A 12,971-nucleotide genomic window follows, 5' to 3' on the forward strand; every position below is an offset into this window, starting at 1 on the left:
AATTCTAGTCATACTTTTTTGTATTCTCATTGTGCTATTAACCTGTTACAGTCCTTTTATACTATCATTAAATGGTAACAACCAATCTCGTTGTCTTAAGCTTTCTTTTTGTTCTAGAAGATCTATTTCTGGGTCGATATACGGTTGACTTAATCTGCCGTTTAACGCTACATAACTTTCTACAAATACAGCAACTTCTCTATTGTTTTTATTTTTAAAATGATCCCCAAGATAGTGAGCATATTGTAAGATAAAGTCTGGTTGTGTACTCATTTGCTTTTCTTGCAAAGGCGTTAGAAAATCGCTGTTATCCACATAAAATTGCTGCCCTGTCGTTTTATCTTTAATCTTGAATTGTGCATACCCTGCTTTTTCCATAAGCATGACCCTCCATGAAAACCGATAGCCTTCTTCAGTCCAAAATAATTCTCCCGGATATACCAAATAACGCCAAGGAAGTAAAAGTTGTATGGTAAGAAAGAATCCCACTATAACAATTGAAGCATTAGATGTATACCTATAAGTTGAAATTTCGGGATTTGATGCATTTGATTTAATTCTGAAAAGATTAGAGATGCCATTAATAATTTTCTGATGAAACCCAGCATCAAAAAAAATGAGCGCACTCACGATCATCACAAATGGAAAAACCCCAATAGGAAACAACACGCGAGTAAGCACATGAAATACAACTACTAATATAAAAGCGAACCAACGGGTAGGTTTATAAAGTAATAAAAATGGAATTGCCAAATCGTAGGCAGCTCCTCCCCAACTAAATGCATAATGCATCCATTCTTGTTGTAACAAATTGCCTAAAATAGGTATGTCGTAGTTTGAAGGCAACCAGATTTTTAATGGCATTGCGTTTAACATCCAATCACTATTTAATTTTGCCAAGCCCGCATAGAAATACACAACACACAATAACATTTTTACGCTATCGATGGTCCATTTGGGAATGTACGGTGTTGCTTTGCCTTTTTTTGCATCTATAGAAAAACATGCATTTGCAGGTAAAAAAATGAGTAAAAAACTAAGACAGCTTATAAAATAATAGTGATTTAAATACGTCGTTTTGTCCATTAACTCGATGTACGTAAAACTAAGAAAGAAGACTATAATTGCTATGCGATACTTATAGCCTATGGCAATAAACAATGTTGCGATACCACAGACAGCGAATAATACATAGGTATACATCCCTAATGGTTTAACCCATTCGAACCCAAAATAAGAAAAAAAGAAATCTGGTTGTAGGTAAAGTTTATCGATCCACCCATTACTCCAAAACCGAACAATGCTATAGCACATCATTAAACCAAAAAAAACACGAAAGACCGCTAAAGGAGCGGCCTGTGTGGTTTTTGAAAAATAGGATGTAAGAGCACTATACATTAATCACCATCGGTATCTACGTAGTCTACATTAATATCTAATGCTTGAAGCATATCTACCTTTAAGAAAATAACATTTCGCTGCAATTCATCGTACGTATTTTGCATTTGAATATTATCGGTCTCAATTTGTGAAACAAAATTTACATTTAACTCCTCAATATTCGTTTTAGCAGTTTCAAACTGTGCATTAATTAGACCGCTAAGGTCCTCTCCATTTTTCACAGAATTTAAGAAAGTAAGATATGTTCGAAAACTTTCTCCTTGCTGGCTAGAATTAAAATATATTCCATTAAAAAAATTCTGTGAGGCTGTAAGTGCCTGTTGTGCTAAGCTTTTTGAGATATCTTTTTTATAAAACGCCTCAACATTTTCTGGTAATGGGTCGTTAGAAAACACTCCGGCCGGGATCCCTATTTTTCCAGCTCGTAAGGCTTTTTCATAATAAAGAATGTAGTCGTTTGCCAATTTATCTACAGATCCAGATGCCGATGAACTTGTGTTAGAAACAAAACTATCTCTAAAGTTTTCGTTCCAGTCGTTTAATAATGTAATTGAAAGTGTTTCAATAGTTTCAGAAAGTGCATTTAGATATTCTAAATAATTTGCAGCATTTTCGTTTGTGGTATAAAAAGCAACGATTTCTGAATCAGTTTCAGCCAAGCCATTCAACATATAGTCTAATGCGGGAAATCCTTGAGCATCAATGGTAGACGGCAATGAGAAATTAAAAGTTCCCTCTGCTATAAAATCATTAATCTTATTTGCGTTGGTTGGATAAATATTCATTCGATTACGAAAATTTACTTCTTCTGCTTTACCTATTTCAAACATGGAAACGTTCTGAAATTCTATATACGTAGAAACCCATATTGTACGGAGTGCTATTAAATTCTCTTCTGAAGGTGTTTCAGTAAAAACAGTAGTCGCAGCATTTAACTCTGTTGTTTTTGAAACAAATGAAGTATAAGCAGGAACAATGATGTTATCTGCCCAATTCATTAACATAGCTTCTCTGTTGAAGGAATCATTTAAAGGTTGGTCTGGAGCATCTCCATTATCTGAAGAACAAGCAACAGCAATAAAGAGAAGCGTTACTATAGAAACCAATTTCCAATAACTCATAGGATATAATTTTTTGCAAAAATAAATAAAACAACCGTTCTTAAATGTATTAAGAACGATTGCTTTTCTAAAAAACTTAACAATTAATCAACACTTCCCGCTTGTGACACGGTAAAATCAAATTTTGCAGCAATACTTTCTGAAACTGAGTCGATCGTTTCGGGAGTTAAAGACCAAAAACCATTTTCGTTATCATCTAGTAACTGATTGATAAGATCATTAACTTCTACAGAATCAAAGAAAGATTCTCCTGTTGTATTATTTCTTGTAAATCGAAGACTGTATACAAACCCGTAGGCTTCAGATAGTGCATGAAAAGCTGATGTTTGGTTTCCTGCTACAATTTTATTCTTTGCTTGTTGTAAATAGTAAATTCCTCTTACAGCAATCACTTCAGAAATTTTTTGACGAATAATGGCTGCCTGTGCATCTCTTACATCGTAATTCTTAGCTACAATTGCAGCACGTCCTAATTTAAATGCCTCGAAGATTTCGTCTGCAATGGTGTTAAAGTCAGAGTCTCTATTTACTTGGCCAGTATATTCATTTAAGAATTTATCATCTTCACCTATTGTTTCGTTCGGATTAGCTGGGTTAACAGATGTTCCATATATGTATCCATAGGCTTCATCCCATTTATGTTCCATTGTGGTGTACGATTTACCTTCTTCGGTAATATCATTATTATTATTTGAAACGTTATCGGCTTCATTTAACACTTCTTCACTAAGGTAATTGTTTAACATTTGGTCTGCCATTAAAGCACCAATTAAACTTTTAGCAAAGGCCTGATTGTATTCTAATCCTTGAGCATTTACATAACGTGTAGAAGACCCGTCAGCAATTTGTCCAGCAACTCCAGGTTCTGCCAATGTATTTTCATTTGGAAAAACTTCATTAATCTGCGCTGTAAGATAGTTTTCGAAAGTTTCTTTTATAGCAGTGCTTTCGGCTGTATTTGCTGAAAAATAATCGAACGAAGCGGCTGTTTTGCTACGCAAACTTTTATCGGAAGTATTTAAATCACTGTCTGAAAAGTCTTGAGCACCTTCCTCATGTGCGAACATGTTTTGTAAAGAGGTTTCTGTAGCAGTATCAAAATTTCTCATTGCTGAAACCAATTCGCCTGCCATTAATATACGTGTAGTTTGCCCACTAAAAGACACTGTTGAGACACCGTCTCGCTCGAACGAATACGTTAAAGGAACTTCCACAGAATCTTCCACCGGAGGAGTATCGTCGTCGGACGAACACGATATAAATAATACACTACTAAAAAAAAGAAGGGATAAATACTTTGACATTTAGATTTTATTTAGACTTATTATAAATAGATATTTATTTCAGCCGCAAAAATAGAATGGAAAAGTAGATCTCACAAGTTTATTTAGATTAAATTTAAATAAAATTGCTGTTAAATATTTATTTCAAGTAACGATAGTTATTTAGAAGATACCTGTAGCTTATCTTTATATTGAAGTCTTGCTAATCCTGCCCATTGAAGTATTAGTTTTTTATTTTCTTCGGAAAGATCATCGTGCATCCATGTATAAGAATCGAGAGGCATTTCACCATCTTCAACCATTTCGATTAATTCCTCTAGCTTATGATCCTTCTTTTTTACGGAATAAGTATCCCACGCCGACACATTAAAGTGTCCCTTACCATGCTCGATATGTTCATCTAACCAAAAAGAAATGGGTGCAATTTCAGCATACCAAGGGTATTGAGTTTGATCACTGTGACAATCGTAACAGGTTTCTTTTAAAATAGCTGCTACTTTTACAGAAGGCTTTGTTTCTTTTTCGAATGCTAGCACAGTTTCATAACCTCCATTATTCTTTTCTGGGCGAATAAACTGGATGACCACAAGTGCAACTAACGCTAATACTAAGAGGAATTTTATAATTTTTATCATGGCTATTTATCTTTAGATTTTAAAAATAGTATTACTGCCTTTCTTATGTCCGAGGCAGGTTCAGAAGCAATTGGTTTGTAGACTTCAACAATACCTTCGTTTTCGGGGGTTAAAAATGGAATGTCAAATCCTTTCAGTAGAAAATCACTCATAGCGATCGTATATATTTGATCTTTATAAATGGGTTGCCCATTTACTAACCAACCAGCAATATCGCTTTCTTGTAGTTGGTGTCTTTGTAAATATGCACCTGTTCCCCTATGTGTTTTTCCATAATTTAGAACTTCGGTTAAAAGACTCCCTTTCATTTTTACTTTATACACCTGTCCACCAAAAGGAAGCACTCTAAAAATATCTAGACTTGTTATTTCTTTAGGCAGCATATCGTCTAGACGAAAAGATCCACCATTTACAATCGCACCATCAATTTCCTTGTCATTAAAAGCATCTGCCATTCCTGCCGTTATAATATCTCCAAGATCGGTCTGTATACTTCTTCCTGCGCTATCGGTTCCATCTAAAGGGGCTGCCCCTCTATATATAATTTCGCTAGGGTTATCGATCACCTGTAAAATTTCATTTTTGAGAATGGCTTCCCATCGATCTACTACTACTTTTACCGTAGGGTTAGCTGCAATAGTTTCATCGATTGGAAAAAGATCTGAATCTATACTTACCTGTTTGGTAATCGAATTGTATTCTAGGGTGTGAATATAAACAGTTTTTGCGTTGGCATCTGCTTTTGCTACAACACCATACTTTGTGGGTACCAACATACTAGTATGTTCATGCCCGCCCATTAATAATGGTACTTCAGGTAATGTATTAGCAAGCGCAATATCTTCTTCTAGAGCTAAGTGAGTAAGTCCAATAACAAGATCGGTATTTCCTTTTAAAGAGCTAAATGCGTCTTGTCCATATGTAATTGCATCCCCATAAAAAACATAATCTACTGGGTTCGAATCGATAGTTACCGAAAAAAAGCCGACATTAATATTGGTTCCATCAGAATCTTGAATATTTAAGGTATACGTATAAGCAACGTCTTTACCGTTACTTTTAAATGGGATGGCCTCCTCTCCTTTTTTCTGAAAGGTATTGGATGAAATCCATTGAAACTGTGATTCATCAAGTCGTTTCTGAAATTGATCTTCACTAAGATCAAATTCATGATTACCATACGTTACCAAATCGAAATTCATGGCATTCATTACATCGATCATTTGTTTTCCAGCAACGCGCTCTCCTCCTACTTTTAAAGTTCCCAGCAATGACGGATTTAAAAAATCACCAGCCATGAATAAAAAGGTGTTCTTATTAATCTGTTTTAATGAATCTACCACATGCGCCACTCGTGCCATTCCTCCATATTTACCACCACTTAAAGGAGCGATTTCATACACATCATTAACTTGCACAAATTTAAAAGTGATTATACCATCATCTGTTTTAGATTTCACTATGGTCTGCTGTGTTTTACAACACGTTAAAAGCCCTGAGATAAGAACAAATAGAAATAAATACTGCTTCATAACTTAATGGTATTTGGTAAAGATCTTTGTGGCTTCGTTATGCGCACTCTCAAAAGACATCGTATTAATATTTGTATTTGCTTTTGCAGCTGTAAAGTAACTTAGCATTTTTTCGGTAGGCATATTACCCGTAAGATCATCCTTTGCCATCGGGCAGCCGCCAAAACCTTGAATAGCACCATCGAATCTTCGACAACCGGCTTTATATGCTGCATCAATTTTTTCGTGCCATGCAGTCGGTGTAGTATGTAAATGTGCTCCAAACTCTATGTTGGGATACTTCGGAATTAGATTAGAGAACAAATATGAAATAATATCGGGGGTTGAACTTCCCACCGTATCACTCAACGACAGTATCTTCACTCCCATTTCTGAAAGTCTCTCGGTCCATTCTCCTACAATTTCTACATTCCATGGATCCCCATACGGATTGCCAAATCCCATCGAAAGATAGGCAACAACTTCTTTATTATTTGCTTCAGAAAGAGACAAAATCTCTTGTAAGATTTCGATAGACTGAGCGATCGTTTTATGTGTGTTCCGCATCTGAAAATTTTCAGAAATAGAAAATGGATATCCCAAATATTGAATTTCTGAGTGTTGTACCGCGGCTTCTGCACCCCGAACATTGGCAACGATCGATAACAATTTACTTTCTGTTGATGATAAATCCAATTTCGAAAGAACTTCGGCAGTATCGGTCATTTGTGGAATGGCTTTCGGAGAAACAAAACTTCCAAAATCTATCGTATCGAATCCACAGCGTAATAGTGCTTGAATGTACTGCACCTTTTTCTCTGTAGGAATCCAATCTTTAATTCCTTGCATCGCGTCCCTAGGACATTCTATAATTTTAATATTTTGCATTGTTTCAAAGATAGGAATTCTTTAAAGGATGAAATCTTTTCAGAATAAAATTCTACGGTATTAAAATAAATACGGCAATGCCAATAAAAACTACAATCTGTAACCATTTTAACCAAACGCCAACCGATTTATGTTTCATTAAATATCCCGAAATACTCCCCGCTAAAACAGCAATGGTACTAAAAATCACAAAAGACACTGCCATAAAAGTAAATCCTAAAATATAAAATTGAGTAACAGTATCTGCGGAAGGGTTCCAAAGAAATGCAGGAAAAAATGCCAAGAAAAATATCATCACCTTAGGGTTAACCAAATTCATAATAACCCCTTGTTTAAAGAGGTCGAATAAGGGTTTCTTGGGAGCATTATCAGCATACGATACGGTCGCATCACTCTTAAAAACTTTATACGCTAAGAATAATAAATATAGCGCTCCCAAAAGTTTAATAACATAAAAAATGGTAGGCGAAGCAGTAATCAATGCCGACACTCCAAATGCGAGCAATGAGGTATGTACTATACACCCACTAATTAATCCTGCTGTAGTAGCGATACCACTTTTGGTTCCATTTACTAACGCTTGAGTTAGCACATAAATATTGTCGGGACCAGGTGATAACGCAAGTGCCATAGTTGCAATAGAAAAAGACAGGAGGTTTTCGATCATAATTTAATATTACTCCGATTGCCGTATTAGCGCCGTATTAATGTCTTTAATTAGTTTTGGGCCTTCATAGATAAATCCTGTATACAACTGTATTAATGTTGCTCCAGCTTCTATTTTTTCTAGTGCATCTTTAGCGGTATGAATTCCTCCAACCCCAATAATGGGAAAAGCGTTATTACTTTTTTCAGAAAGAAACCGAATTACTTCTGTTGCTCTTTCTCGCAAAGGTTTCCCACTAATACCTCCCATTTCTTTTTTCTTTTCTGAAATAATTCCTTCACGAGAAATTGTAGTATTGGTGGCTATAACACCATCTATTTTAGTTTCTGAAACTATATCGATAATATCAAGCAATTGTTCGTTAGTAAGGTCTGGAGCAATTTTTAGAAGTATGGGTTTGCGCTTTACCTTTTCATTGTTTAAATTCTGAAGCGTCTGTAACAAATGAGTAAGTGGTTCTTTATCTTGAAGCTCCCTTAAATTTGGCGTATTAGGAGAACTTACATTCACAACAAAATAATCGACTACATCAAACAAGGCTTCAAAACAGATCACGTAATCGTTTACAGCTTCGTCGTTAGGGGTATTTTTATTCTTCCCAATGTTCCCTCCTACAAGTACGTTTTTATTAGTTTTTAATCGTTTCGCAGCTTCGAGAACACCGCCATTGTTAAAACCCATTCTATTTAAAATAGCATTGTCTTCTTGCAATCTAAACAATCTCTTTTTAGGATTTCCTTCTTGCGGTTTTGGAGTAACGGTACCTATTTCGATAAATCCAAATCCAAAATCTGAAAGTTCTTTATATAATTTTGCGTCTTTGTCGAAGCCTGCTGCCAACCCTACAGGATTGGGGAAAGTGAGTCCAAAAACGTTTCTTTCTAACGACAGATGTTTCTTTTGGTACATGTTTCGAAATATACCACCGAGACCAATACTACTAAAAAATCGAATTGTTTTAAAGGTACTATGATGTACTTTTTCTGGATCGAACTGAAACAACAAAGGGCGAAGAACTTCTTTATACATGGCAGATAAATTGAGCAGCAAAAATAGTATTAAAGTATGTATTTGTTCTTTTGAATATCCGTTAATTTGTAAAGTAAAATAAAAAACTATGATCGAAAAACAACATCTTATCGACCGTTTTATAGGTTACGTAACGGTAGATACCGAAAGTGACCCAGAAAGCAACACCACTCCAAGCACAGAAAAGCAGTGGGATCTTGCCAATGCTTTAGTAGAAGAATTAAAAGAAATTGGAATGCAGGATGTCACGATAGATGACAATGCGTACATTATGGCAACATTGCCTTCAAACATCGATAAAGAAGTTCCTGTAATTGGATTCGTATCTCATTTTGACACCACTCCAGATTTTACAGGAGCCAATGTAAAACCCCAGATCATTGAAAATTACGACGGAAAAGACATCGTATTAAATGAAGCGGAGAACATTGTGTTGTCTCCTTCAGATTTCGACGACTTATTGTTATATAAAGGTCAAACACTCATCACCACCGATGGTACTACTTTACTAGGAGCTGATGACAAAGCAGGTATTGCCGAGATTGTTTCTGCGATGGAATACCTCATCAACCATCCTGAAATTAAACATGGTACCATACGAGTAGGATTTACACCCGATGAAGAAATTGGTCGCGGAGCTCATAAATTTGATGTTGAAAAATTTGGTGCTGACTGGGCCTACACGATGGACGGAAGCCAAGTAGGAGAATTAGAATACGAAAATTTTAATGCTGCGGGCGCTGTGGTTACTGTAAAAGGTAAGATTGTTCATCCAGGATACGCTAAAGGAAAAATGGTTAATAGTATGTACATCGCCACCGATTATATTAATTCGTTGCCTCGAATGGAAACACCTGAGCATACAGAAGACCGTCAAGGATTTTTTCATTTATACAGTATTAACGGAGAAGTTGACAGTACTAAATTGCAATACATCATTAGAGATCACGACAAAGAACATTTTGAGGCCCGAAAAGAAATCATGATTAAGTTGGCGGATGAGTTAAACGCACAATATGAAAAAGAAGCAATCACGGTAGAAATCAAAGACCAGTATTTTAATATGCGGGAAAAGGTGGAACCTGTAATGCACATTGTAGATGTTGCCGAGGAAGCAATGAAACAAGCAAATATACAACCACTCATAAAACCCATTCGAGGAGGCACCGATGGTTCACAACTAAGTTTTATGGGACTCCCTTGTCCCAATATTTTTGCTGGAGGTCACAACTTTCACGGTCGTTACGAATATGTACCTGTAGAGAGCATGCAAAAAGCCATTGAGGTAATTGTTAATATCGCCAAGCTCGTAGCTGAAAAATAATATCTAATCTTTTAAGGCATAAAAAAACCTTCAGAAATTCTGAAGGTTTTTTGTTTATTCAATTTGAAGTAACGTTCTACTTCTTCTCTATTTTTGCGGGTGCATTTAATTTCGCACTCATTTCCATGGATAATGCGGAGCGTTCAAACTTAACTTTACCAGCACTTGTTTCTAAAACACAAGTTCCATCATCGTTAAGGTTAAGCACTTTTGCGTGCAAACCACTTTTGGTTATTACTCGATCCCCTACCTTTATCTCAGCGGCGAACTTTTTTTCTTGTTTCTGCTTTTTCATTTGTGGACGTATCAAAAAAAGATACATCACTGCAAATAATAATATAATGGGTAAAAAGCCTTGTATTTGTTCCATGAATTTATTTTCTCAGAAAATTACTTTGTTTGTTTTTGTAACATATTTGCTCCATTAGCAGCATCACCAGCAGCTGGAGTTACAAATGCTTTTATTACCAAAGTTTCTTTTCCTTTTTTAGTATTAGCAGTAATCGTTACCGTTTTACTTACTTGGTTTGCACCACTACCATTGTATTTTACTAAAAGTTCTCCAGTGTCACCAGGAGCAACTGGTTCTTTTGTAAATTCTGGAACAGTACATCCACAGCTACTTTTTGCATCAACAATTACTAAAGGTGCATCACCTGTATTTTTAAATTGAAAGTTATATTCTACAGCTTCACCTTTGGCGATTGTACCAAAATCATGCTCTGTTTTTTCTAATTCCATTACTGGAAATTTAGATGCATTAGCATCTCTATCAGCTGCAGCTGCAACATTTACATCATTCACTTTGTCTGCCGCATTATCTTTACACGAAGTAAAAGCAAATACAGTCATTACAGCTAACATTAAAATTGATTTTTTCATAATAGTATATTTTATTTTTAAGCGCCGCTAAAATAGGTAATTTTTTTTGCTTTTACCGAAGTCCTCTCCCTATTTTGTTCAGTTTATCCGCTTTTGTGAAATCCTTAACAAGTTTATCTAAAATTCCGTTAATAAAGATGCTGCTTTTAGGAGTTGAGTATTCTTTAGAAATTTCGAGGTACTCATTTATAGTAGCACGAACAGGGATTGATGGAAAGTGCAGAAATTCTGCAATACCCAGTTTTAAAATAATCATATCCAATTCGGCGATGCGTTCTTTGTCCCAATTTGGTGTTTTACCTTCAACTTCTTGGGAAAGTTTTTCATCGTGCAAAATTACTTTCCGAAGCAACTGTATTGCAAAATCCCGATCTTCGCTATTCTTATACAGACTTGGCACTAATACTTGTGATGCATTTTTTTCTGAAAGTTTCCCAAACATTTTTACCAATGCCGTATTTACAATTGGGATATCATCTACCCATGTTAATCGCTTGTCTTCAAGGTAATCGTAAATTTTGTCATTAGGTGCGATAACATCTTTATACAATCGAGAAATAAAGTCGCGATCATCTTTTAGTGTGGCCGCCTCTAGCGATAAATATTCTTTGTACCAGTCCTTTTGTCGTAATTCACTCAAAATAATGGAAAGGTATTCGTCATCTTGCTCCCAATACGTAAGCTTTTTATTTTTAATAGCTTCTTGAAAAATGGGATTGGTAGATATAAGCGTTAAGATCTTGTTATTTATAAACGCCTGACTTGGATCCTTCTCTTCTTTAGTTGCGAGATGCTTTTTTTGGGCCTTCAACAAATACTGCTCTTCCTGATCTCTTAACGAAACCAGCAACTGAAGCATTAACAGATAAAGATCCATCATTTGATCTAGACTGTACAACAAAAACTTTTCTTGCTTATCTAGATCTTGATAATCACTTTGATTAAAAGCATATACTGACTGAACCACCTTTACTCTTATATGTCTTCTTGTAAGCATACTTTTAAAAGAACTTTAAACGATGAAATTGTAATTGATATAAATAAACAACGCACAAAAATTTGTGCGTTGCAAAGATATACTTTTATAAAAATTGAAGCTTATTTTTCTTTCTTTCTTGCATTAATTCTTGCTTGAGCAATATCTAAAGCCGCTTGATGTGTTGTAACGTCATTTGCTTCAGCATTGTTTAAAATTTCAAGAGTTGTATTGTAGATATGTTCTGTCTTTCTAATTATTTCTTTACGATCATAATTTTCAAGTTCAGCATACACATTAATAATTCCACCAGCATTGATAAGAAAATCAGGCGCATATACAATTCCTTTTTTACGAAGAAGCATTCCGTGTTTTTGCTCATCGGCTAATTGATTGTTTGCTGCTCCAGCAATAACCTTAGCACGAATTTGTCGAATACTAACATCGTTAATGGTTGCACCTAATGCACAAGGCGCATAGATATCCATTTCTTCAGCATATAAATTACTTCCGCCATAAATATCTACATTGTATTTATCGCGTACTTCTTCTAACCGTTCTTGGTTGATGTCAGAAATATAAACTTTAGCTCCCTCGTTGGTTAAATTCTCAACCAGCGCTTCTCCTACGTTTCCAATTCCTTCAACGTAAATCACTTTATCTTCAAGAATATCACTACCAAATTTATATTTTGCAGCAGCCTTCATTCCCATGAAAACACCGTAGGCAGTTATAGGTGATGGATTCCCAGCTCCTCCTTTACTTTCAGAAATACCTGTAACATAAGGCGTTACAGTTCTTACTAAATCCATGTCTTCTGTAGCCATCCCCACATCTTCAGCAGTAATATATTTTCCGCCTAAAGAGTGAACAAATTCTCCAAAACGCAACATAAGTTCAGGCGTTTTTTGCGTTTTTGCATCTCCAATAATTACAGCTTTTCCACCACCAAGGTTTAATCCTGTAATTGCAGACTTAAAGGTCATCCCACGAGAGAGTCTCAATACATCGTTCAAGGCTTCCCATTCACTCTTGTAATTCCACATTCTGGTACCTCCAAGAGCAGGTCCTAATACGGTATTATGAATTCCAATTATTGCTTTTAAACCTGTATCTTTGTCGTTGCAAAAAACGATTTGCTCGTGATTATCGAAGGATAATTGACCAAAAACCGGGTCTATTTTATGAAGTTCATTTGTAGGTACTACATCCGTTGTCATACATCTAAATTTTAGTAAATCCTTAAAAAGGGCG

13 protein-coding genes are annotated in these 12,971 nt (G+C 35.5%); 1 reads left to right on the forward strand and 12 read right to left on the reverse strand.

Annotated features, from left to right (window positions below; all coding sequences use genetic code 11):
• Positions 1-45: 45 nt before the first annotated feature.
• The 8 genes from ULVI_RS14540 to ULVI_RS14575 all read right to left on the reverse strand — a co-directional run bounded on the left by ULVI_RS14540 (position 46) and on the right by ULVI_RS14575 (position 8,535).
• Positions 46-1,398 (reverse strand): HTTM domain-containing protein, encoded by a 1,353-nt coding sequence (locus ULVI_RS14540; RefSeq protein ID WP_068593536.1) that lies wholly within the window; start codon positions 1,396-1,398, stop codon positions 46-48.
• Positions 1,398-2,522, reverse strand: coding sequence for an imelysin family protein (locus tag ULVI_RS14545; RefSeq protein WP_068593537.1), 1,125 nt, complete (start codon positions 2,520-2,522; stop codon positions 1,398-1,400). Before ULVI_RS14545 ends, ULVI_RS14540 begins: the two co-directional genes overlap by 1 nt.
• Positions 2,523-2,605: 83 nt before the next feature.
• Positions 2,606-3,826, reverse strand: a complete 1,221-nt coding sequence (locus tag ULVI_RS14550; RefSeq protein WP_068593538.1) for a DUF4856 domain-containing protein — start codon at positions 3,824-3,826, stop codon at positions 2,606-2,608.
• 137 nt (positions 3,827-3,963) lie between these two features.
• Positions 3,964-4,440, reverse strand: coding sequence for a heme-binding domain-containing protein (locus tag ULVI_RS14555; protein WP_082830890.1), 477 nt, complete (start codon positions 4,438-4,440; stop codon positions 3,964-3,966).
• Positions 4,441-4,442: 2 nt separating this feature from the next.
• Positions 4,443-5,972 (reverse strand): bifunctional metallophosphatase/5'-nucleotidase, encoded by a 1,530-nt coding sequence (locus tag ULVI_RS14560; RefSeq protein WP_082830891.1) that lies wholly within the window; start codon positions 5,970-5,972, stop codon positions 4,443-4,445.
• Positions 5,973-5,975: 3 nt separating this feature from the next.
• Complete coding sequence (locus ULVI_RS14565) at positions 5,976-6,839, reverse strand: hydroxymethylglutaryl-CoA lyase (protein WP_068593539.1); 864 nt, start codon at positions 6,837-6,839, stop codon at positions 5,976-5,978.
• A gap of 52 nt (positions 6,840-6,891) precedes the next feature.
• Positions 6,892-7,506: a LysE family translocator gene (locus ULVI_RS14570; RefSeq protein ID WP_068593540.1), complete on the reverse strand. Its 615-nt coding sequence runs from the start codon at positions 7,504-7,506 to the stop codon at positions 6,892-6,894.
• 9 nt (positions 7,507-7,515) lie between these two features.
• The gene (locus tag ULVI_RS14575) at positions 7,516-8,535 is read right to left on the reverse strand and encodes a quinone-dependent dihydroorotate dehydrogenase (RefSeq protein WP_068593541.1); all 1,020 of its coding nucleotides are present in this window, start codon (positions 8,533-8,535) and stop codon (positions 7,516-7,518) included.
• Between the two features lie 88 nt (positions 8,536-8,623).
• On the opposite strand from ULVI_RS14575, the gene pepT reads away from it, so the two are divergent.
• Complete coding sequence (pepT, locus tag ULVI_RS14580) at positions 8,624-9,859, forward strand: peptidase T (RefSeq protein ID WP_068593542.1); 1,236 nt, start codon at positions 8,624-8,626, stop codon at positions 9,857-9,859.
• 76 nt (positions 9,860-9,935) lie between these two features.
• Here pepT and yajC read toward each other — a convergent pair whose 3' ends face one another.
• From yajC to ULVI_RS14600, 4 genes are all read right to left on the reverse strand, one after another.
• Positions 9,936-10,229 (reverse strand): preprotein translocase subunit YajC, encoded by a 294-nt coding sequence (gene yajC, locus ULVI_RS14585; RefSeq protein WP_068593543.1) that lies wholly within the window; start codon positions 10,227-10,229, stop codon positions 9,936-9,938.
• 20 nt (positions 10,230-10,249) lie between these two features.
• A complete protein-coding gene (locus ULVI_RS14590) occupies positions 10,250-10,741 on the reverse strand; it encodes a DUF1573 domain-containing protein (protein ID WP_068593544.1) in 492 nt (163 codons plus the stop codon).
• 52 nt (positions 10,742-10,793) lie between these two features.
• Positions 10,794-11,738 carry a transcription antitermination factor NusB gene (gene nusB / locus ULVI_RS14595; RefSeq protein ID WP_068593545.1) on the reverse strand — a complete coding sequence of 315 codons (945 nt, stop codon included), beginning with the start codon at positions 11,736-11,738 and terminating at the stop codon, positions 10,794-10,796.
• A 101-nt stretch (positions 11,739-11,839) separates the two neighbouring features.
• Entirely contained in the window at positions 11,840-12,937 is a 1,098-nt protein-coding gene (locus tag ULVI_RS14600) for a Glu/Leu/Phe/Val family dehydrogenase (RefSeq protein WP_068593546.1), read from the reverse strand.
• Positions 12,938-12,971: the final 34 nt, after the last annotated feature.

Source organism: Cochleicola gelatinilyticus (assembly GCF_001637325.1).
In the GTDB taxonomy this organism is placed as follows: domain Bacteria; phylum Bacteroidota; class Bacteroidia; order Flavobacteriales; family Flavobacteriaceae; genus Cochleicola; species Cochleicola gelatinilyticus.